A 21999-nucleotide genomic window follows, 5' to 3' on the forward strand; every position below is an offset into this window, starting at 1 on the left:
TGCCGGCTTCCCGCTAGTTGGGCAGCGCCGGCCAGCAAGCCTGCGCACGGGGGCCGGCGTGGCGCCCCGCATTGAGCGACAGGTCGTGCGCCGCGCGTTGGCGCGGAGCCGGAATGGCGGCGCTTGCCGGCGGCGGTGGCAAATCCGGGGCCTTCGGCGGGGCCGCCGATGGTGTCGATGATGCCGATCGTGCCGGTGCCGTGACAAGCGCTGTCCCGGCCCGCGAGGCTGCCGCCATTCCATGCGCTGCCGTGTATCCCGCCGCCCCGGCTTGGCCATCCATCGCAACCCGCCCGGCTGCCGGGCCGCCGTCGTCGAGCATGCCGCTGGCTGTCCAGCGAGCCGCCTGGCCGGTGCGGAACAGGCGCCCGCCCGGTACCAGCGGGTGCGTGGCGAAGCGTGCGGCCGTCAGGTCGGGGCGGTGCAGGTAGCCTCGTGCCAGCCCGGCGCCGCCCACGTGCAACTGGCCCATGACGCCGAGCGGTGCGGGCTGGCCGTGGGCATCGAGCACGTAGGCGGCCATGTCCGGCAGCGGCTGCCCGATCGTGCCCGCAGCCTGCGCCGCGCCAGCCGGACAGGATGCGCGGCATGCCAGGTACACGCCGCTTTCGGCGCTTCCGCGCATCGCCAGCAGCCGCGGCCCGCCGCCCGGCGCCGCGTGCGGGGCGCTGGAAGGCCCGGCCGCCGCTTCGCCACGCACGATCACGTAGCGCAGCCATGGCGAATCGATGCCGTCGAACGCATGGCCTTCCCGGGTCAGGATGGTCACCCGTTCGTCGCGCACGAGGCGGGCGATTGCGGCCGGCATGCGTTCCCGCGCGGGCACGATGACGGCGCGGGCCCCCGACACCAGCGCACCCCACAGCTCCCACAGGAACAGGTCGGCGGCCGGCGACGCGCACACCGCCCAGGCATCGGCCGGGCCGGCATCGATCCAGCGCGCCGCGGCATCGAACAGCCGGGTGAGGTTACGGTGCTCCAACGCCACGCTGGCGCCGCCGTCGCCACGGACGATCCAGGCCAGGTGCGCCGGCCCCACCGCCGACGCCGGATTGGCGCGCGGCATCGATTGCCACGGACCCGGCCCGTCCAGCCGCAGCACGGTGGCGATGCTGGCCGGGGCGGGCACCTCCCGCACCGTCAGCAGGATGGCCGCGCGGGTATCGGCCAGCACCGCGCCGATGTGCGCGGCACCGGCCGCGGCATCGATCGGCACGCAGGCGCCGCCGGCTTTCAGCACGCCCAGCGCAGCCACCACCAGGGCGGTGCCCGCCGGCATGCACAGCGCCACGGGCACGTCCGGCCCCACGCCCAGCGCCTGCAGGTGGTGGGCCAGCCGGTTGGCTTCGTCGTTCAGCGCGGCATATGTGATGGCGGCACCATCGCCGGACAGCGCCACGGCGCCAGGCGCCCGCGCGGCTGCAGCCTCGACCAGGCGATGCAGGCAGCCGCGGTCCGGGAAGTCGACCGTACCGGCCCAGCGCAGCAGTTGCGCGCGTTCCGCCGGCGGCAGCACGTCGAGTGCCGTCACCGGGGTGGCGGGTGCGTGCTCCAGCGCGTCGGCCAGGGCCGCCAGCGCGCACAGCATGAAGTCGCAGATGCGTGCCGGGCCGGCGCTGGCGGCGCACCGCGCGGTCAGCCGGAAGCCGTCGCCCAGGTCGTCCACCGCCAGCGCCAGCGGGTAGCCGGGTTGCGGCGGCGCCTCGGCACCGGCATGCCGGTAATGGAGCAGGGCCGCCGCGCCGGTCGCCGCGGCGTGGGGCGCGTGGCGGTGGTCGACCAGCGTGGCGACAAACTGGTGCATCCGGTGCAGCGCATCGGCCGCGCCGGTGCCATCCAGCATGACCCGCAGCGGCAGCATGCACTCGCCGATGCCGGTGGCGGTATGGCAGGCCGGCAGCGCGGTCGTGAACACGACATCGCGCTGGCCGGTGCCGCGCGCCAGCACGCATGCCCATGCCAGGTGGAACAGGCTGGCCGGCATCAGGCCGCGCTGCCGCGCCGCGGCGCGCAGGCGCAGCGCCAGCGCCGGATCGACGTGGCGCCGCGACAGTTCCGGCGCGCCGGCGCCATCGAGGCCGAACGGCGCGGGCGGCGCGGTCCAGCCGTCGAGCAAGGCATGGAAGAAGTCGTGGCCGGTGGCGGCGGCATGTGGGCCGGGGGATGGCGAGGTAGCGGCGGGCAGCGCGGCCAGCGCTGAGGAAGAGGCGGGCAGCGCGGCCACCGCTGCCAGCGTCGGCCGGTGGCAGAAGGTGCGCATGTCGATGGCGTGGCCGCGGTCGCGCAGCAGTTCCACCAGCCCCAGCGCGGTGGGCGCGTCGCCGCCCAGCGCGAAGAAATCCTCGTGCCGGCCCACGCGGGGCAGTTTCAGCAGCGCGCACCACAGCGCCGCCAGTTCGCGCTCGGCCTCGCCCTGCGGCGCGTCGTAGTCCTGTGCCGGAAAGGCCGCGGCATCGGGCGCCGGCAGCGCATTCCGGTCGAGCTTGCCGTTTGCCGTGAGCGGCAGGGTTTCCAGCCGCACGTACGCCGCCGGCACCATGTACGGCGGCAGCGCGGCGCGCGCCAGCGACCGCAGCTCGGCGGGATCCGGCGCGGTCGCGCCATCGGCCGGCGTGACGTAGGCCAGCAGCTGGCCCAGCGCTTCATCCGCCACCACCAGTGCGGCGCCCACGCCGGGGTGGCGCACCAGGCAGGCTTCCACGTCGCCTGGTTCGACCCGCTGCCCATGCACCTTCAGCTGGCCGTCGATGCGGCCGAGGAAGTCCAGGCTGCCATCGGGCAGTTGCGCGGCCAGGTCGCCGGTGCGGTACAGCCGCTCGCCATCCACGTGCACGAAGCGTTCGGCGGTCAGGTCCGGCCGGTTCAGGTAGCCGCGTGCCAGGCGCGCGCCGCCGATATGCAGTTCGCCCGGTTCGCCCGGCGCCACCGGCTTGCCGGCGGCATCGAGCAGGCGCACGGTGGTGCCGGCCAGCGGCCGGCCGATCGGCACGCGCGCGGCGCCGGGCGGCAGCATCGGCAACTGTTCGGCCGTGGCGGTGACGGTCGCTTCGACGGGCCCGTAGGCATTCGCGATGGCTACCCGCATGCCGAAGCGGGCCTGCCATGCCCGCACGCTGCCCGGCTGCACGACTTCGCTGCCGACCACCAGCTGGCGCAGTGCCGGCAGCCGCACGTCGCCGCCGGCCGCCAGCACGTGGTCGCACCACGGGTGCCAGAACGAGGCGGGCAGGTTCAGCACCGTGATGCGGCGTGCCTCGACCTGCCGCGTGAAGGCGGCCAGCGCGTCGGCCGGGCCGGGGTCGCGCAGCACCAGCGTGGCGCCATGCAGGAGCGTGGGCCAGACTTCCTCGGCCAGCACGTCGAACGCGGGCGGCGCGAACTGCAGCACCCGGTCGCGCGGCGACAGGCCGGCCAGCGCGGCGAAGGCGTCGACGTGGCTGGCCAGCTGGCGGTGTTCGACCAGCACGCCCTTCGGTTGCCCGGTGGAGCCGGACGTGTAGATCACATAGGCCAGGCTGCCGGCATCGACGTCGCGCGGCAGGTTCGCGTCGTCTTCCGCTGCCCACGGCGCGCTGTCGAGCCACAGCGCGGCAACCCGCGGGCACAGCATGCCGGCGCAATCCTGGCGTGTCACAGTGACTGCCGGATCGGCGTCGGCCAGCATGAAGGCGATACGCGCTGCCGGGTAGGCCGGGTCGACGGGCAGGTAAGCGGCGCCCGTCTTCAGCACCGCCAGCATCGCCGTCACCAGGGCCGCGCCGCGCTCCAGACACAGTGCCACCAGCGCGCCGGGACGCGCGCCGCGCCGCTGCAGGTGCCGCGCCAGCCGGTTCGCTGCCGCGTTCAGGTCCGCATACGTCACGCTGCCGTCGGGTCCCTGCAGCGCGATGGCATGCGGCGCCAGCGCGGCCTGGCGCTCGAAACGGCGATGGATGCACGGCGAAAGGGATGAGGTCATCGGCCTGGCTTGTCGAGTACTTATATGCAAGGGGCGTATATTGCCTTCCATTTAAGTCGCATATGTGAAGAAATTGTAAGAAAGTGTCATTAGGAAACTGAACGCTGGCAACTGACCGGAGGTATGGGTGGGCTCTTCCGGGTCGAGCAGTCGCCACGCCTTGGCGGCGATCCACTAGAATGGCCAATCGTTCACTCATGAATCAATTCAGATGAAACCGGAAATCCTCGTGATGGCGGCCAGTCCGTCGGCGTCCGTCATGGCGCAGCTGGAACAGCATTTCGTTTGCCACCACGTGTGGCAGGTGGCACCTGAAGCGCGCGCCGCCTTCATCGCCGGCGTGGGGCCGAACGTGCGGGGCGTGGCCACCACCGGCATGGCGGGCATTGGCGCGGCGCTGGCGGCGCAGCTGCCGCGCCTCGAGATCGTGGCGGTCAACGGCATCGGCGTCGATGCGGTGGATTTCGCCGCGCTGCGGCCGCGCGGCATCCGGGTGACGAACACGCCCGGCGTGCTGACGGACGACGTGGCGGACCTGGCGGTGGCGCTGTTGCTGGCGGCTGCGCGCCGCATCCCTTCGCTGGACCGCTATGTTCGCGCCGGCCAGTGGCAGGCCGGCATGCCGGTCAAGCCGGCGCGCGCGCTGCGCGGCAAGGTCGCCGGCATCTATGGTTTCGGGCGCATTGGCCAGGCGGTCGCCGCGCGGCTGGCGGCATTCGGCCTGCAACTGCGCTACTGGCAGCCGAACGTGAAGAAGGGCGTGACGGTGCCGCGCGCCGCGTCGCTGCTCGACCTGGCGCGCGACAGCGATTACCTGGTGGTCTGTGCCCCGGGCGGCGCGGCCACGCGGGCCACCGTGGATGCGGCGGTGCTGGAGGCGCTGGGGCCGGAGGGCACCCTGGTCAACATCGCGCGCGGCTCGCTGGTCGACGAACCGGCGCTGGCCGACGCGCTGGCCGACGGCCGGCTGGGCGCGGCCGCGCTGGACGTGTTTGCCGACGAGCCGTCGGTCCCCGCCGCGCTGATTGCGCTGCCGAACGTGGTGCTGACGCCGCACGTGGGCAGCCTGACCGTGGAAACGCGGCATGCGATGGGACAGCTCGTCGTCGACAACCTGCTCGCGCATTTCGGCGGGGAGCCGCTGCTGACGCCTGTTGCCTGAGCTGCTGCAAAGCTGGGGTATGGCCGTAATACTCGTTTTCGCATGACGTTGCCGATGTCCTGAGCAAAGAACCGGTCGGTCCGCCGCAGCGGTCCGACACATTTTCCGGATGAAGCACCCGGAAAAAATGTCCGACACCAAGCCCCTGACGCCAACTCAAATAGTCAAGTCGCCTTGACTTACCGGCATCGAGCTATCTCCCGAGTGTTTTCGGGTGGACTTACTGCTTGCCCGGGTCCTTCATATTCGGGAACTTGTCGAACTCGATGTTGTAAACCTCGTTCCCCACCTTCTTCACTTCGCGCACGTACACGGTCTGCACGATGTCGCGCGTGGCGGGATCGATGGCGATCGGGCCGCGCGGGCTGTTCAGCTTCATGGTCTTCAGCACGGCCATCGCCTTGTCGCCGTCGATCGTGCCATTCAGCTTGCGCGACACTTCATAGACCGCCGCCATGCCGTCGTACGCGGCGACGGCCATGAAGTTCGGCCGGCCGCCCTGCGGGTTGGCGGCGGCGAAGCTCTTCAGGAATGCCTTGTTCTCGGGGGAGTCGTGCGCGGCCGAGTAGTGGAAGGTGGTGATGACGCCCAGCGTGGCATCGCCCATCGCCGGCAGCACGTGGTCGTCGGTCAGGTCGCCGGTGGCGATCACCTTGATGCCGGCGGCGGCCAGCCCCCGTTCGCGGTAGCCCTTCATGAAAGCGATGCTCTGTTCGCCGGCCGGCACGAACACGAAGATCGCATCCGGCCTGGCATCCTTGATGCGCTGGATGAACGGCGCGAACTCCGGATTGCGCAGCGGCACCCGGATCGATTCGGTCACCTTGCCGCCGGCACCTTCCAGCGTCTTCTTGAATGCCGCCTCGGCATCGAGGCCGGGGCCGTAGTCCGCCACCAGCGTCACCACCTTGTTCAACTTGTTCTTCGCCGCCCAGGTGCCCATCGGCGCCGAGATCTGCGGCAGGGTCATCGAGAAGCGCGCGATGTAGTTCGACTTGGTCGTGATGGCCGAGGTGGCCGCGTTCATGATGATCATCGGCTTTTTCGCCTGCTGCGCGATGGGAGCCACGGCCAGCGCCTCCGGTGTCAGGCCGAAGCCCGCCAGGAAGTCCACCTTGTCGCGCACCACCAGTTCCTGGGCGAGCCGCTTGGCGATCTCCGGCGACGGGCCGGTGGTGTCCTTGAGGATCAGCTGGATCTTCTTGCCGGCCACCGTGTCGCCGTGCTGCGCCATGTAGGCCTTGATGCCGCCTTCCATCTGCTTGCCGTAGTCGGCGAACGGGCCGGAAAACGCGGCGATCACGCCGACCTTGATGGTGTCCTGCGCGTGGGCCGCTGGCAGGGCGAACAGGTGTGCGCCGGCCAGCACGGCGGCGATCGTGAATTTCATGCTTGTCTCCTTTTTGTCGTGGGTACCGCGCCAATCATCAGGTTCCTTGAGATTCTTGACAAGGCCCGGTATCGGTCATAGTATCGGCTCAGCGTTCGATAGGCAATCGATTGTTCGCTGATCGAACAGGCGCGATGAACAAGCGCGATGAGCGAGCACTACGGACGACCATAACACTACACAGGAGACAGCATGAACCGAAACACTGGCGAACGGGCGCGTGCCCCCGGCATGGGCAAGGGCGGGCGCGGCGCAATGGCAACGGCGATGGCGCTGCTGGCCGCGGGCGCGGCGCACGCGCAAAGCAACGTCACCATCTACGGCATCATCGATACGGCGGTGGCGCATGTCGACAACACGAACGCCGCCGGCGATTCGGTCACGAAGGTGGCATCGCTGACGGGCTCCTTCCCGTCGCGCATCGGTTTCCGCGGTACCGAAGACCTGGGCGGCGGCCTGTCCGCCATCTTCACGCTGGAAAGCGGCTTCGGTCCCGATACCGGCACGATGGGGCAGGGTAACCGCCTGTTCGGCCGCGCCGCCAACGTGGGCCTGAAGGGCAAGTGGGGCACGCTGACCCTGGGCCGCCAGGTCAACATGACCTATATCGCCGGCCTGAAGGCGGACGTGCTGGGCCCGAACCTGTTCGCCATCGGCAGCATCGACCCCTACCTGCCGAACGCGCGCAGCGACAACGCCATCGGCTACCTGGGCAACTTCGACGGCATCGTGGCCGGCGCCACGTACAGCTTCGGGCGCGACACATCGTCGTCCGGCGGCCCCGCCGCCACCGGCTGCGCGGGCGAATCGCCGGCCGACTCGAAAGCCTGCCGCCAGGTCACCGCGCTGCTGGGCTACGAAGTCAAGGCGTATGGCATCAATGCCTCGTTCGACAAGCTGTACGGGAATACCGGCGCGGCCGGCGGGCTGACCAGCAGCAGCAACTTCGACCGGCGCGTGACCGTCAACGGCTACTGGATGTTCGGCGGCACCAAGCTGGGCGCCGGCCTCATCGACCGCAAGACCAACGCCGTCACCGGCGTCACCGAATCTACGCTGGCCTACCTGGGCGTGAGCCACCCCGTCACGCCGTTGCTGACGTTCGATGCGCAGGTGGCGCGCAAGAACGTCAAGCACAGCGGCGACGATACCGACATGGCGGTGGCGCGGCTGACGTATTTCCTGTCGACGCGCACCGCCGTCTATGGCGCGCTGGGGCTGATGAACAACGACGGCGCCGCCGCCATCGCGCTCGATGCGGGTGGCAGCGTCGGCGTCGGCAAGCCGCAACGGGGTCTCATGGCGGGCTTGCGGCACCACTTCTGAACAAGCCAGCAATGGCCGAGCCCGTGTCAGCGTGCCTGGAGGGAGTGATGCCTTGCAAGGCATCACCGCATCGCAGGCAAGGAGCAGTGCTCCTTGAAGGCGCCGCCCTGCATGGCGGCGCCGCTCGGCAGGCGCGAAGCTGTGCTTCACGAATTCCCTGCGTCGCCCCCTGCAATGCCACCATGACACGGGCTCGGCTGGATGGCGTCAGGGCAGCAGCACCGCCAGGTCCCGCGCGCCCTGCTGCAGCACGGGCAGGAATTGCTCTTCCATCTGCCGTGCGCTGACGCGGCCGGCCTGGGCGCCGACGTTCAGGGCCGCATGCACGATGCCGGATGCGCCGCGCACCGGGACCGCGATGGAGCGCAGGCCCACTTCGAGCTCCTCGTTGTTGATGGCGAAGCCCTGCTCGCGCACCTGGGCCAGCACGGCGCGCAACTGCTTCTGGGTGGTGACCGTGTGCTCGGTGAGGGGCTTCAGGCGCACCTTGTCGAGGTAGGCCTGCAGGTCCGGCTCCGGCAGGTGGGCCAGCATCACGCGGCCCAGCGACGTGCAGTACGCGGGCAGCCGGCTGCCGGTGTTGAGCGCCACGGACATCACGCGGGACGTTGCCGAACGGGCCACGTACAGCACCTCGTTATCGTCCAGCACCGCCAGCGAGCACGATTCGTTCAGCGTGCGGCTGATCTGGTTGAGGTAGGGCTGGGCGGACACGGTCAGCGGCGTCGACGACAGGTAGGAATAGCCGAGCGTCAGCACCTTCGGCCGCAGCGAGTAATTGTTGACGTCGGAATCGGCATAGCCGAGCTGCTTCAGCGTGTACAGGCAGCGGCTGACGGCGGCGCGGGGGATGCCGGTCTTCTGGCTGATCTGCGCGATCGTCAGGCTGCGGCGCGAATCGGAAAACGCCTGCAGCACGGCGAGCCCGCGCGCCAGCGACGTCATGAAGCTGGGATCGGCCAGCGCATCGATCTGTTCGGCGATCGTCGGTTCGCGCTCGGCCGGGGCGTTGTTGGTGGTGGTTGTCGTCATCGGTCTCTTTCGAAGTGGACGGATTTTACTGGAACAGCCCGCGCCGCCGACGGTTTTTCTTGACCTTCGCCGGCGCCGGTGCGACACTGGGGCTGTTCGATTAACAGATTATAGTTCGATTATCGAACATTCGGAATCTAATTGAAGGCAGGAGGAAACACCCGTGATCGACAAGACTATCGAGACGATGGCGCAGGCCGTCGCCGGCATCCATGACGGCGCGACCGTCATGATCGGCGGCTTCGGCAATGCCGGCATGCCGGCCGCGCTGATCGACGCGCTCATCGAGCAAGGCGCGCGCGATCTCACCATCGTCAACAACAATGCCGGCAACGGCGAGACCGGCCTGGCCGCGCTGCTCAAGGCGAAACGGGTCAGGAAGATCATCTGCTCGTTCCCGCGCCAGGCGGACTCGCAGGTGTTCGACGCGCTGTACCGCGCCGGCGAGATCGAGCTGGAACTGACCCCGCAGGGCAACCTGGCCGAGCGTATCCGCGCCGCCGGCGCCGGCATCGGCGGCTTTTTCTCGCCCACCGGCTACGGCACGCTGCTGGCCGAAGGCAAGGAAACGCGCACCATCAACGGCAAGCACTACGTGCTGGAATCGCCGATCCACGCCGACTTCGCGCTGATCAAGGCGCTGCACGGCGACCGCTGGGGCAACCTGGTGTACCGGAAGACAGCGCGCAACTTCGGCCCGATCATGGCCACCGCCGCCAAGGTCACCATCGCACAGGTCACGCGCATCGTCGAACTGGGCGAGCTGGACCCCGAACACATCGTCACCCCGGGCATCTTCGTGCAACGCGTGGTGCAGGAAGAAGCACAGGGAGGCAAGCAATGACCATCCAGAAAATGAGCCGGGACGCTATGGCGAAACGCGTCGCGCAGGACATCCATGAAGGCGCCTACGTCAACCTGGGCATCGGCCTGCCGACGATGGTGGCGAACTACCTGCCGGCCGACCGCGAGATCTTCCTGCACAGCGAGAACGGCCTGCTGGGCATGGGCCCGGCGCCCGCGCCCGGCGAGGAAGACGAAGACCTGATCAACGCCGGCAAGCAGCCGGTCACGCTGCTGACGGGCGGCGCCTACTTTCACCATGGCGACTCGTTCGCGATGATGCGCGGCGGCCACCTCGATATCTGCGTGCTGGGCGCGTTCCAGGTCTCCGCCACCGGCGATCTGGCCAACTGGCATACCGGCGCGCCGGATGCGATCCCTGCCGTGGGCGGCGCGATGGATCTCGCCATCGGCGCGCGCCAGGTGTTCGTGATGACGGACCACCAGACCAAGTCCGGCGAAAGCAAGATCGTCGCGCAGTGCACCTATCCGCTGACCGGCATCGGCTGCGTCAACCGAGATCTACACGGACCTGGCCGTGATCGACGTGACGTCCGACGGCCTCGTCGTGCGTGAAATGGTCGACGGCCTGACCTTCGAGGAACTGCAACAGCGCACCGCCGCGCCGCTCATCGCCGGCCTCGCCGGCACAGCAACGGAGAACACGAAATGACCGAAGCCTTCATCTGCGACGCGATCCGCACCCCGATCGGCCGCTACGGCGGTGCCCTGAAGGACCTGCGCGCCGACGACCTGGGCGCGCTGCCGCTGGCCGAGCTGGTGCGCCGCAATCCCACCGTCGACTGGGAAGCCATCGACGACGTGATCTACGGCTGCGCCAACCAGGCCGGCGAAGACAACCGCAACGTGGCGCGCATGTCGGCGCTGCTGGCGGGCCTGCCGCAGGGCGTGCCCGGCACCACCGTCAACCGCCTGTGCGGCTCCGGCATGGATGCCGTGGGCCTCGCCGCGCGCTCGATCCGTTCCGGCGACACGGCGCTGATGCTGGCCGGCGGCGTGGAATCGATGACGCGCGCGCCGTTCGTGATGGGCAAGGCCGACAGCGCCTTCTCGCGCAACGCTGCCATCTACGACACCACGATCGGCTGGCGCTTCCCGAACCCGCTGATGAAGAAGCTGTACGGCACCGACTCGATGCCGGAAACAGCGGAAAACGTCGCCACGGACTTCGCCATCAGCCGCGAAGACCAGGACCGCTTCGCGCTCGCCAGCCAGCAGCGCGTGGTGGCGGCGCAGGAAGCGGGCTGTTTCGATGCCGAGATCATGGCGGTGACGATCCCCGTCAAGAGGGGCGAGCCGGTCGTGTTCTCCCGCAACGAGCATCCGCGTGCCACCACGCTGGAAGCGCTGGCCAGGCTGAAAGGCGTGGTCCAGCCGGATGGCACGGTCACGGCGGGTAACGCATCCGGCGTCAACGATGGCGCCTGCGCGCTGCTGCTGGCCAACGAGAAATCCGCCGCCGCGCACGGCCTGGTGCCGAAGGCGCGCATCGTCGGCATGGCCACGGCCGGCGTGGCGCCCCGCGTGATGGGCATCGGCCCGGCGCCTGCCACGAAGAAGCTGCTGGCCAACCTGGGCATGACGCTGGACCAGTTCGACATCATCGAACTGAACGAAGCCTTCGCGTCGCAGGGCATCGCCGTGCTGCGCGAACTGGGCCTGTCGCAGGACGATCCGCGCGTCAACCCGTGGGGCGGCGCGATCGCGCTGGGCCACCCGCTGGGCATGAGCGGCGCGCGCCTGGTGACCACGGCGATGAACCAGCTGCACCGTGGCGGCGGGCGCTTTGCATTGTGTACCATGTGCATCGGCGTGGGGCAGGGCATCGCCATCGTCATCGAGCGGGTTTGAGGGGGCACGAGTCAATACGGATGTAATGCGCAGGTGAGCAAGCAGCGGTATCAGTAGCGTGGCCAGCCGACAGAGAGCGGCGGCCATGCGAGCGATCTTGGAGAATCGAGGAGACAACTATGCATATCCTTTACGGAGGCCGGCGATGATCGGCGTCCTGTTCGACGGCGTGGCGTACGGCAGCCTGCTGTTCATGATCAGTGTCGGCCTGTCGGTCACGATGGGCATGATGAATTTCATTAACCTGGCCCACGGCGCGTTCGCGATGCTGGGCGGCTATGTCTGCGTGATGCTGCTCGATCGCGCCGGCGTGCCATTCCTGGCCACCTTGCCGCTGGCGTTCCTGTCCGCGGCATTTGTCGGCTTCCTTCTCGAGCGCACGCTGTACCGCCGGCTGTACAAGGCCAGCCACCTGGACCAGGTGCTGTTCTCGATCGGCCTGACCTTCATGGCGGTGGCCGGGGCCACCTACTTCTTCGGCCCCACGCAGCAACCCGTCACGCTGCCGGAGTGGCTGCGCGGGCAGGTCTCGCTGTTCGGCCTGGACGTGGGCAGCTACCGGCTGTTCCTGATCGGCGTCGTCATCGTCGTCACCGCCCTGCTCGGGCTCCTGATCGAGCGCACCCGCTTCGGCGCGCAGATCCGCGCATCGGTCGACAACCACACCGCTTCCGAGGGCCTGGGCATCAATGTCAGCCGCGTGTTCAGCCTGACGTTCGCGCTGGGTTCCGGCCTGGCCGGCCTGGGCGGCGGCCTGGGCATCGACGTGCTGGGACTGGACCCCAGCTTCCCCGTCAAGTACATGGTGTACTTCCTGCTGGTCGTCGCCGTGGGCGGCGCGGGCACCATCACCGGCCCGCTGCTGGCCGCCATCGTGCTGGGCGTGTTCGACGTGGCCGGCAAGTACTACGTGCCGGAAATCGGCGCGTTCGTCATCTATGCGCTGATGGTGGTGCTGCTGCTGGCCTTCCCGGCTGGCCTGATCAGGAGGAAAGCATGAACGCTCTCTCAAAGGTGGAAGTCGCCGGGGATGCGGCGCCACGCGCCGCGGCGGTGGTTCGTCCCCCGCGGTTGCCCGATGGCCGCTGGCATCCGCTGGAAATCGTCTTCTGGCTGCTGCCGGTGGCAAGCTGGTTCCTGTTCCCGCAATACCTGGTGCTGACCAGCCAGATCATGATCGTCGGCCTGTTCGCGCTGTCGCTGGACCTGATCCTCGGCTACGCGGGCATCGTGTCGCTGGGCCACGCGGCGTTCTTCGGCCTGGGCGCCTACACGGCCGGGCTGCTGGCGGTGCATGGCTGGGGCGAGCCGGTCACCGGCTTGCTGGCCGGCGCCGTTGTCGCCGGACTGTTCGGCTGGATCGTCAGCTTCCTCGTCGTGCGCGGCCAGGACCTGACGCGGCTGATGGTCACGCTGGGCATCGGCCTGATGCTGTTCGAAGCGGCCAACAAGGCGTCGTGGCTGACCGGCGGCGTCGATGGCCTGTCCGGCATGATGGTGAGTAACCTCCTGGGCACGTTCGAATTCGACCTGGAAGGGAAGACCGGCTTCGTGTACAGCTACGTGGTGCTGTTCCTCGTGTTCCTGGTGCTGCGCCGGCTGGTGAATTCGCCGTTCGGCCTGGGCCTGCGGGGCATCCGCGAAGGCGGGCGCCGCATGCCGGCCATCGGCGCGGACGTCAACTCGCGGCTGCGTGCGATCTTCACGGTGGTCGCCGTGGTTGCCGGCATCGCCGGTGCGCTGCTGGCGCAGACCACGCAGTTCGTCGGCCTCGACATGCTGGGCTTCCCCCGCTCGGCGGAGCTGCTGATCATGCTCGTGCTGGGCTGCACGGGCCGGCTGTACGGCGCGCTGATCGGCGCGGCCGTGTTCATGATCGCGCAGGACAAGATCGCCGGCATCAATCCCACCTACTGGCAATTCTGGATCGGCCTGCTGCTGGTGTGCATCGTGATGTTCGCCAAGGGCGGCATCGTCGGCGGCTTCGCCAACCTGCTGGAACGCATGCGCGAACGGAAGGAGAACAAATGAACGGCATGGATACCACCTTGCGCACCGAAGGCCTGTCGAAGAGCTGGGGTGCCTTCAAGGCCAACAGCGACGTGTCGCTGACCTTCACGCCCGGCGCCCGCCATGCGCTGATCGGCCCGAACGGCGCCGGCAAGACCACCTTCATCAACCTGCTGACGGGCGGCTTCGCGCCGACCGCCGGCAAGGTGTTCCTGGGCGGCGAGGACATCACCGGGCTGGCCCAGCACCAGCGCGTGAAACGCGGCATGACCCGCACCTTCCAGATCAACACGCTGTTCGCCGGATTGACCGTGCTGGAATCGGTGGTGCTGGCCATCGGCGAGCGGCGCGGCTTGCAGAACGTATGGTGGAAAACCGTGGCGCGGCACCACGACATGGTCGATGAAGCGATGGTGCTGCTGCACTCGCTGCGCCTGGCCGACCAGGCCAACAGCATCACGCGCAGCATGGCCTACGGCAAGCAGCGGCTGGTGGAAATCGCGCTGGCGCTGGCCACGCAGCCGAAGATTCTGCTCCTCGACGAACCGGCGGCCGGCATCCCGCAGGCGGAAAGCCGCGAGCTGTTCGAGGTGATCGCCGGCCTGCCGCGCGACGTGACGATCCTGTTCATCGAGCACGACATGGGGCTGGTCTTCAAGTTCGCCGAGCGCATCACGGTGCTGGTGGGCGGCAAGGTGTTGACGGAAGGGACGCCGGCCGAAATCGCCGCCGACCCGCGCGTGAAGGAAGTGTACCTGGGGGAGGGTGGCCATGACTGAACTGCTGGCGGTGGACCGCGTGACGGCCGGCTACGGCGAATCCATCGTGCTGGAAGACGTGTCGTTCGCGCTGAACGAGGGCGACAGCCTGGCCCTGCTGGGCCGCAACGGCGTCGGCAAGACCAGCCTGCTCACCACGCTGATGGGCCTGACCCGCCTGCACAAGGGCGCGATCCGGTGGGCCGGCAAGGACATCGCCCGCGTGGCGCCCTACAAGCGGGCGCGCGCCGGTCTCGGGTGGGTGCCTCAGGAACGGCACATGTACCCGTCGCTGACGGTCGAGGAGCACCTGACGGTGGTGGCGCGGCCGGGGCGGTGGGACGTGAAGAAGATCTACGAGGTCTTCCCGCGCCTGCAGGAGCGGCGCACCAACATGGGCAACCAGCTGTCCGGCGGCGAACAGCAGATGGTCGCCATCGCCCGCGCCCTGATGACCAACCCGCGCATGCTGCTGCTCGACGAGCCCATGGAGGGCCTGGCGCCGATCATCGTGCAGGAACTGCTGGCCGTCATCCGCAAGCTGGTGCGCGACGAAGGCCTGTCGGTGATCGTCGTCGAACAGCACGCCCGGCTGGCCCTGTCGCTGACGCAGCGTGCCATCGTGCTGGACCGGGGGTGCATCGTGCACGACTCGGACAGCCGCGAACTGCTCGACGATGGCGCGAAGCTGGACCGGCTGGTGGCGGTGGCCTAGCACTTTTTAGCGGGCCATTGCGGCCGAGAACAACCCCACGGCAAACCCTGGGGTCGGACCCGGCGGGGTGGAGCAGGGGTTTCGCGAAGCATGCGTCGCGCCTGCGGAACGGTACTGGCATGCAGGCCGGCACTCCTTTCTGACCCCGGCTCTGCTGTCGGGGTTGGACCTGCAGGGCAGCATGCCAGCCTTCGATTCAAACCGCCTCAGGCGGCGTCGGGCCGGGCCAGCGGGGCGCGGCTTTGCGCGTTGTTCTCGATGACGAGCTTGTCCAGCAGGCGCATGAACTGCACCTGTTCGCGCTCGGTGAGCGGGGCGAGCAGGCGTTCGCGCAAGCGGTGGACGGCGGGATCGAGGCGCTTCAGCAGGGCGGTGCCGCTGGCGGTGATCGTCAGCGCCCGCTGGCGGCGGTTGTGCGGCAGGACCTTGCGCTGCAGGAGTCCCTTTTCTTCCAGCCGCGCGCACACGCTGGCGCCGGTCGAGGTGTCGATCGCCACCAGCCCGGCCAGCGTCACCTGGTCGATACCCGGGCTGGCCGCGAGGGTGCGCAGCAGTGCATACTGCACGGGCGTCAGCTCGCCCTGGATTTCATCGTGGAAGATCGATACCGAGATCTGCTGCGCGCGGCGCAGCAGGTGGCCCGGATGTTCGTGCAGGTCGAGCAGGTCGTGGTTGTCGTTGTCCATGGAGATCGATAAATATTTGTCGTGCCTAGTTTACTTCGGACGCCGTGTGCGCGAATATTCAGTGTACTGAATATCGAAGTTCAGCACCACAAAAAGGAGACAGCATGAACGCCCCCGTACCTTCCACCATCTACCCGAAGAACGCCTGGTATGTCGCCGCGACGCCGGAAGAGATCGCCGACAAGCCCTTGGGCCGCCAGATCTGCGGCGAAAAGATCGTGTTCTACCGCGCCGCGCAGGGCGTCGCCGCCGTCGAGGATTTCTGCCCGCACCGCGGCGCGCCCCTGTCGCTGGGTTTCGTGCGCGACGGCACGCTGGTATGCGGCTACCACGGCCTGCAGATGGGTTGCGACGGCAAGCCGGTCGCCATGCCGGGCCAGCGCGTGCGTGGCTTCCCGTGCATCCGCAGCTATCCGGTCGCCGAACGCTATGGCTTCATCTGGGTCTGGCCCGGCGATCCTGCGCTGGCCGACCCGGCCACCATTCCGCACCTGCACTGGGCGGTGGACGAGGGCTGGGCCTACGGCGGCGGCCTGTATCACATCGGCTGCGAATACCGGCTGATGATCGACAACCTGATGGACCTGACCCACGAGACCTACGTGCACGCGTCGTCGATCGGCCAGAAGGAGATCGACGAGGCGCCCGTCACCACGAAGACCGTGGGCGACGAAGTGATCACCAGCCGCTTCATGGAAAACGTGATGCCGCCGCCGTTCTGGCAGGCGGCGCTGCGCGGCAACGGCCTGCCCGACGACGTGCCGGTCGACCGCTGGCAGATCTGCCACTTCACGCCGCCCAGCCACGTGCTGATCGAGGTCGGCGTGGCGCTGGCGGGCAAGGGCGGCTACGATGCCCCGGCCGAGTTCAAGGCGTCGTCGATCGTGGTCGACTTCATCACGCCGGAAACCGATACCACGCACTGGTATTTCTGGGGCATGGCGCGCAACTTCAGGGCCGGCGACCAGGCCCTCACCGACACGATCCGCACCGGCCAGGGCAAGATCTTCAGCGAGGACCGCGCGATGCTGGAGCAGCAGCAGGCCAACATCCTGCGCCATCCGGAGCGGCGCCTGCTGATGCTCAACATCGATGCCGGCGGCGTGCAGTCGCGCAAGGTGATCGACCGCTGGCTGGCCCGCGAAGCGCCGGCTGGCCCGGCAGAACAGGCGGCACCGGCTTCGGCGCAGGTGGCGGCATGAGCACCCTGCGCTTGAAGGTTGCGCGCCGGGCCTGCGAGGCCGACGGTATCTGCAGCTACGAGCTGGTGTCCGCCGATGGCGCGGCGCTGCCGCCCTTCACGGCGGGCGCGCACGTCGACGTGCATGTGGGCGAAGGCATCGTGCGCCAGTACTCGCTGTGCAACGCGCCGCATGAAACGCACCGCTACCTGATCGGCGTGCTGCGCGAACCGGCGTCGCGCGGCGGCTCCAGCGCGATGCACGAGCGGATCGCCGAGGGCGCGGAACTGGACGTCAGCGTGCCGCGCAACCATTTCAGCCTGGCCGACGGGCCGCATCATAGCGTGCTGTTCGCCGGCGGCATCGGCATCACGCCGCTGCTGGCGATGGCCGAACACCTGCACGCGAAAGGGCTGCCGTTCACGCTGCACTACAGCGTGCGCAGCGCGGCACGCGCCGCTTTCCGCGGCCGGCTGGAGCAGGCGCCGTTCGCATCCCGCGTGCGCCTGCACATCGACGAGGAAGGCACGGGGCTCGACGTGGCGGCCGCGCTGTCGGACTGTCCAGCGGGCACGCATGTGTACGTATGCGGGCCGGGCGGCTACATCGATCACGTGCTGGCCACGGCGCGCTCGCTGGGCTGGAGCGACGACCGCCTGCACCGCGAATACTTCGGCGCGGCACCCGCCGTGGCGGAAGAGGGCGGGGCGTTCGATGTGCGCATCGCCAGCAGCGGCACGACGTACACGATACCGGCTGGGCGCACGGTGGTGCAGGTGCTGGCCGATCACGGTATCGACGTGCCGGTGTCGTGCGAGCAGGGCGTGTGCGGCACATGCCTGACGCGGGTGCTCGAAGGCATTCCCGAGCACCGCGACCTGTACCAGACGGAGGAGGAGCAGGCTGCCAACGACCACTTCACGCCATGCTGCTCGCGCGCGAAAAGCGCGCTGCTGGTGCTTGATCTATAACCCGGCCTGCAAGCCGACCTGTAGTCCGTAGTTCCGTAGCTCACAACAACAAGGAGGAGACATGACTTGTCAACCGAAACGCCGTACCCTGCTGGCCGGCATGGCCGCCGCCGCGGCGACTGGTTCGCTGCCATCGTTCGCATTCGCCGCCGAGCCGCTGAAGTTGGGGTTGATCGTGCCGATGTCCGGACCGTTCGCTTCGACCGGCCGGCAGATCGAGGCCGCCGTCAAGCTGTACCAGCAGAAGCATGGCGACAGCGCGGCCGGGCGCAAGATCGAGATCGTGCTGAAGGATGACGGTGGCGTGTCGCCGGACGTGACGAAGCGCATCGCGCAGGAGCTGGTGGCGCGCGACAAGGTGCGCGTGCTGGCCGGTTTCGGGCTGACGCCGCTGGCGCTGGCCGCCGCGCCGATCGCCACGCAGGCCAAGGTGCCGATGATCGTGATGGCGGCCGCCACGTCGATCATCCCGCAGCGCTCGCCGTTCATCGTGCGCACCGGCTTCACGCTGGCGCAGGTGACGGCGCCGCTGGCCGACTGGGCGGCGAAAAACAGGATCGGCCGCGTGATGACCTTCGTGGCCGACTACGGGCCAGGGCTCGATGCCGAGAAGGTGTTCGTGAAACGCTTCGGCGCCGGTGGCGGCAAGGTGATCGATTCGCTGCGCGTGCCGCTGCGTAATCCCGACTATGCGCCGTTCCTGGCCCGGGTCAAGGATGCCAGGCCCGATGCGCTGTTCGTGTTCGTGCCATCCGGCGAGGGCGCGGCCGTGCTGAAGCAGTTCAACGACCGCGGCCTGGCCGCCGCCGGCATCCGCCTGATCTGCACCGGCGACGTGCTGGACGACGACCTGATGACCGGCATCGGCAGCGCCGCCAACGGCGTCGTCAGCAGCCACCATTACTCGGCCGCGCATCCGTCGGCGGACAACCAGGCCTATGTGCGCGCCTTCATGGCCGCCAACAAGGGCATGCGCCCGAACTTCCATTCGGTCGGCGCTTACGATGGCATGCACCTGCTGTACCAGGCGCTGGCGAAGACCGGCGGCGACGCCGACGGTGCGAAGCTGCTCGCGGCGATGAAGGGACTGGCATGGAACAGCGTGCGCGGGCCGGTCAGGATCGATGCCGCCAGCCGTGACATCGTGCAGACCGTGTACATCCGCAAGGCGCAGCAGGCCGACGGCGGCATGTTCAACGTGGAGTTCGACCAGGTCGCCAACTTCGCCGACCCGGGGGTGTAATCAAGGGGCCGTCGGCTCCATTTACCCCAACAGCAGATGCCGGGGTCAGAGAGGAGTACTGGCTTCCAGGCCAGTACCGCTACGCCGGCAAGGAGCGATGCTCCTTGAAACCCCGGCTACGCCCCGGCGGGTCTGACCCCAGAATTTGCCCTTGGGTGGCCTTAACTTAAAAGCACCGGAGCCTGTCACCGGTTTTCGAGGAACTCCTGCACCGCCCGGGCAAACGCGGCGGGTTGCTCGATGGCGGCGATGTGCGAGGCGTCCGCCAGCACGACCAGCCGTGCGCCGGGGATGGCGCCAGCGATGGTTTGCGACATCGCCACCGGGGCGCCCTGGTCGAGCTCACCGGCGATCACCAGCGTGGGTACCGCGATCGACGACAAGCGCGCGGTCGTGTCGACGTTGCCGACCGCATGGCAGCAGCCCGCATAGCCTACCGGGTCGGTGCTGGTCAGCCGCCGCCGCCAGCGGGCGACGGTGCCGCCGTGCGTGGCGCGGAACGCGTCGTGGAAGAAGCGGCCCATCACGGTATCGGCGATCGCCTCGATGCCCTGTTCGCGCACGGTGGCGATGCGCTGCTTCCAGGCGTCGCGCGCCGCTTCCGGGTAGCCGGACGACGAGTTGGCGATGACCAGCGCCTGCACCAGTGCCGGGTGGCGCAGCGCCAGTTCCTGGCCCACCATGCCGCCCATCGACAGGCCGATCCACGTGACCGGGCCGGTGCCCAGTTCCAGCAGCAGCCGTGCCGCGTCGTCGGCCAGGGCGGCCATGTCGTACGCGCCTTCCGGCGCCTCGGAGCCGCCGTGGCCGCGGTGGTCGTAGGCGATCACGCGGCTGTCCTCGGCCAGCAGCGTGGCCAGCCCGTCCCACATCGACAGGTCCATGCCCAGCGCGTGGCTGAGCACCACGGTGCGGCGCGGCGGCTCACCGTTTCGCGGCTCGCGGATCGTGTAGTGCAGCGCAGGGCGGCTGGCGGTGCGGTGTTCGTGGCCCACGCCTGGATGCGGCACCGCGGCCGGCTGGGTCAGCGGCAGTGGATGATTCATCTCGCGCAGGATCGCCTGCGTGTGCGCGAACGCCGTGTTCGCGGCCGGCACGCCGGCGTAGATCGCCGACTGCATCAGCACTTCCTTGAGTTCGTCCGGGCTCATACCGCCGTCGGCGCCGGGGCGCAGCGCGGCGCGCACGTGCAGCTCGAATTCTTCCCAGCGGCCCAAGGCGATGGTGATCGACAGCACGATGGCGCGGCGCGTCTTGTACTCGAGGCCCGGGCGGCCCCAGATCTCGTTCCACGCGAAGCGCGTGATCAGGTTCTGGAAGTCGGCGTTGAAGGCGTTGGCGTTGTTCAGCGAACGGTCCACCCATTCGTCGCCGAGGATGGTGCGGCGGTTTTGCAGGCCGCGTTCGAAAGCGTGGTCGAAAGGATCGTAGGTCATGCGTTGGTGTCCATGTTCAGTGGTCCTTGGTCAATGAGGCGGCCTGCTCGCGGAGCTGGGGCAGCCGGCGCGTGGCCAGCCGCCTGGCGGCGCCGGCGGCGGCAACGCAATCGAACAGCGCCTGCAGGGATGCCAGGGCGGACGCGTCGCAGTGTTCGCGCAGCGTGTCGTGCGCGCGCACCGCCTCGGGCAGCAAGTCGGCCAGGTGCCGGCCTTCCGCCACCGCGCGGCGCGTCAGGCCTTCGACGAACTCGTGGGCGGCCGGGCGGCCGATGAATCCGGCCAGCCGGATCGACAGCGCCTCGGCAAAGATCAGCCCCTGCAGCGCATCGATGTTGCGGCCCATGCGCCCGGTATCGACGGCCAGTCCACCGAACGCGTCGTTCAGCGCCTGCAGCGCGCCGTGCGCGCTGATGAACAGCTGCGGCCACTCGGCCAGTTCGGCCTGCCAGTTGCCCAAACCCCGTTCATGCTGCTGGCCCATCGTGTTCAGCAGCGACGCGGCATGCTGCGGCGTGCGCGCGGCGGCGGCCAGCGCGATCATCGCCGAGACGGGATTGCGCTTGTGCGGCATGGCCGACGAACCGCCGCGGCCATTGCCGGACGGTTCGGCCAGTTCGCCGATCTCGCCCTGCGCCATCAGGGACAGGTCGGTGGCGATCTTGCCCAGGCTGCCCGTGAGCACGGCGACCTCGAGGCCCAGGCGCACCCACTCGTCGCGCTGGGTATGCCACGGCGCATCGGCCACCTTCAGGCCCAGGTCGTCGGCGAGCCGGCGCGCCACGGCGTCGGCGTCGTCGCCCATCACGGCCAGCGTGCCGACCGCGCCGCCCAACTGCAGCTGCAATGCGCGGCCGGCGGCCTCGCGCAGCCGCTCGCGGGCACGCAGCAGCGGCGCGGTCCAGCCCAGTACCTTCCAGCCGAAACTCGTCACCTGGGCCGGCTGCATCAGCGTGCGCGCCAGCACGGGCGTATCGACGTGCGTTTCGGCCAGCGCCAGCAGCGTGTCCGCCAGCCGTGCCAGCCCGGCGTCGATCAGGTGCAGCGCCTCGCGCGTGGCCAGCACCAGCGCGGTGTCGACCACGTCCTGGCTGGTACTGCCCCAGTGGACGAAGGCGGCGCTGTCCTTGTCGTACAGCGCGACGGTTCTGGTGAGTTCCTTGACCAGCGGGATGGCCAGGCTGCCGGCGCGGCGGCTGGCCGCGATCAGCGCCGGGATGTCATACAGCTGCGCGTTGCAGACGCCGGCGATGGCGCGCGCAGCCGCAGCCGGGATCAGGCCTTCCTCCGCCTGCGCGGCAGCCAGCGCCTGCTCGAAGCGGAACATGCCCTGGACGATCGCGGCATCGTCGAAGACCGCGATCATGTCGGTCGTCGTGAGGAAGCTGTCGAAGATCGATACGCTCATCCGTTTCT

Annotated in this window: 17 protein-coding genes and 1 pseudogene; 12 read left to right on the top strand and 6 right to left on the bottom strand. The window is 68.9% G+C overall.

What is annotated here, in order from left to right; genetic code table 11:
* Positions 1-13: 13 nt before the first annotated feature.
* Complete coding sequence (locus OU994_RS14260) at positions 14-3958, bottom strand: non-ribosomal peptide synthetase (protein ID WP_281611294.1); 3945 nt, start codon at positions 3956-3958, stop codon at positions 14-16.
* Between the two features lie 211 nt (positions 3959-4169).
* Between OU994_RS14260 and OU994_RS14265 the strand changes: the two genes are divergently transcribed.
* A complete protein-coding gene (locus tag OU994_RS14265) occupies positions 4170-5120 on the top strand; it encodes a 2-hydroxyacid dehydrogenase (protein ID WP_281611295.1) in 951 nt (316 codons plus the stop codon).
* 220 nt (positions 5121-5340) lie between these two features.
* Here the strand turns inward: OU994_RS14265 and OU994_RS14270 are convergent, their stop codons facing one another.
* Positions 5341-6510: an ABC transporter substrate-binding protein gene (locus OU994_RS14270; RefSeq protein WP_281611296.1), complete on the bottom strand. Its 1170-nt coding sequence runs from the start codon at positions 6508-6510 to the stop codon at positions 5341-5343.
* A gap of 192 nt (positions 6511-6702) precedes the next feature.
* Between OU994_RS14270 and OU994_RS14275 the strand changes: the two genes are divergently transcribed.
* The gene (locus OU994_RS14275; RefSeq protein WP_373922594.1) at positions 6703-7836 is read left to right on the top strand and encodes a porin; all 1134 of its coding nucleotides are present in this window, start codon (positions 6703-6705) and stop codon (positions 7834-7836) included.
* Between the two features lie 207 nt (positions 7837-8043).
* Here the strand turns inward: OU994_RS14275 and OU994_RS14280 are convergent, their stop codons facing one another.
* The gene (locus tag OU994_RS14280; RefSeq protein WP_281611297.1) at positions 8044-8868 is read right to left on the bottom strand and encodes an IclR family transcriptional regulator C-terminal domain-containing protein; all 825 of its coding nucleotides are present in this window, start codon (positions 8866-8868) and stop codon (positions 8044-8046) included.
* A gap of 163 nt (positions 8869-9031) precedes the next feature.
* Here OU994_RS14280 and OU994_RS14285 point away from each other — a divergent pair, with 163 nt between their 5' ends.
* From OU994_RS14285 to OU994_RS14315, 7 genes and pseudogenes are all read left to right on the top strand, one after another.
* The gene (locus OU994_RS14285; protein WP_281611298.1) at positions 9032-9712 is read left to right on the top strand and encodes a 3-oxoacid CoA-transferase subunit A; all 681 of its coding nucleotides are present in this window, start codon (positions 9032-9034) and stop codon (positions 9710-9712) included.
* A 2-nt stretch (positions 9713-9714) separates the two neighbouring features.
* A pseudogene (locus OU994_RS14290) lies at positions 9715-10384 on the top strand (CoA transferase subunit B).
* Positions 10381-11583: a 3-oxoadipyl-CoA thiolase gene (gene pcaF / locus OU994_RS14295; RefSeq protein ID WP_281611299.1), complete on the top strand. Its 1203-nt coding sequence runs from the start codon at positions 10381-10383 to the stop codon at positions 11581-11583. The pseudogene OU994_RS14290 and the gene pcaF overlap by 4 nt, the downstream one beginning before the upstream one ends.
* A gap of 145 nt (positions 11584-11728) precedes the next feature.
* Positions 11729-12583, top strand: coding sequence for a branched-chain amino acid ABC transporter permease (locus OU994_RS14300; protein WP_131146313.1), 855 nt, complete (start codon positions 11729-11731; stop codon positions 12581-12583).
* A complete protein-coding gene (locus OU994_RS14305) occupies positions 12580-13614 on the top strand; it encodes a branched-chain amino acid ABC transporter permease (RefSeq protein WP_281611300.1) in 1035 nt (344 codons plus the stop codon). Before OU994_RS14300 ends, OU994_RS14305 begins: the two co-directional genes overlap by 4 nt.
* Positions 13611-14372, top strand: a complete 762-nt coding sequence (locus OU994_RS14310) for an ABC transporter ATP-binding protein (RefSeq protein ID WP_373922595.1) — start codon at positions 13611-13613, stop codon at positions 14370-14372. Before OU994_RS14305 ends, OU994_RS14310 begins: the two co-directional genes overlap by 4 nt.
* Entirely contained in the window at positions 14365-15066 is a 702-nt protein-coding gene (locus OU994_RS14315) for an ABC transporter ATP-binding protein (RefSeq protein ID WP_131146310.1), read from the top strand. Before OU994_RS14310 ends, OU994_RS14315 begins: the two co-directional genes overlap by 8 nt.
* Before the next feature lie 206 nt (positions 15067-15272).
* Here OU994_RS14315 and OU994_RS14320 read toward each other — a convergent pair whose 3' ends face one another.
* On the bottom strand, positions 15273-15752 hold the full coding sequence (locus OU994_RS14320) for a MarR family winged helix-turn-helix transcriptional regulator (protein ID WP_281611301.1): 480 nt from the start codon (positions 15750-15752) through the stop codon (positions 15273-15275).
* 128 nt (positions 15753-15880) lie between these two features.
* On the opposite strand from OU994_RS14320, the gene OU994_RS14325 reads away from it, so the two are divergent.
* The 3 genes from OU994_RS14325 (at position 15881) to OU994_RS14335 (ending at position 19147) form a co-directional block, all read left to right on the top strand.
* Positions 15881-16954, top strand: a complete 1074-nt coding sequence (locus OU994_RS14325; RefSeq protein WP_281611643.1) for an aromatic ring-hydroxylating dioxygenase subunit alpha — start codon at positions 15881-15883, stop codon at positions 16952-16954.
* Positions 16951-17904, top strand: a complete 954-nt coding sequence (locus tag OU994_RS14330; RefSeq protein ID WP_281611302.1) for a PDR/VanB family oxidoreductase — start codon at positions 16951-16953, stop codon at positions 17902-17904. The genes OU994_RS14325 and OU994_RS14330 overlap by 4 nt, the downstream gene beginning before the upstream one ends.
* Positions 17905-17965: 61 nt before the next feature.
* Positions 17966-19147 carry an ABC transporter substrate-binding protein gene (locus OU994_RS14335; protein WP_281611303.1) on the top strand — a complete coding sequence of 394 codons (1182 nt, stop codon included), beginning with the start codon at positions 17966-17968 and terminating at the stop codon, positions 19145-19147.
* Between the two features lie 185 nt (positions 19148-19332).
* Here the strand turns inward: OU994_RS14335 and OU994_RS14340 are convergent, their stop codons facing one another.
* Together OU994_RS14340 and pcaB are read right to left on the bottom strand one after the other, a co-directional pair.
* Positions 19333-20583 (bottom strand): alpha/beta fold hydrolase, encoded by a 1251-nt coding sequence (locus tag OU994_RS14340; protein WP_281611304.1) that lies wholly within the window; start codon positions 20581-20583, stop codon positions 19333-19335.
* A 16-nt stretch (positions 20584-20599) separates the two neighbouring features.
* Positions 20600-21991, bottom strand: a complete 1392-nt coding sequence (gene pcaB, locus OU994_RS14345) for a 3-carboxy-cis,cis-muconate cycloisomerase (protein ID WP_281611305.1) — start codon at positions 21989-21991, stop codon at positions 20600-20602.
* Positions 21992-21999: the final 8 nt, after the last annotated feature.

Source organism: Pseudoduganella sp. SL102 (genome assembly GCF_027856995.1).
GTDB lineage: Bacteria > Pseudomonadota > Gammaproteobacteria > Burkholderiales > Burkholderiaceae_D > Rugamonas > Rugamonas albidiflava.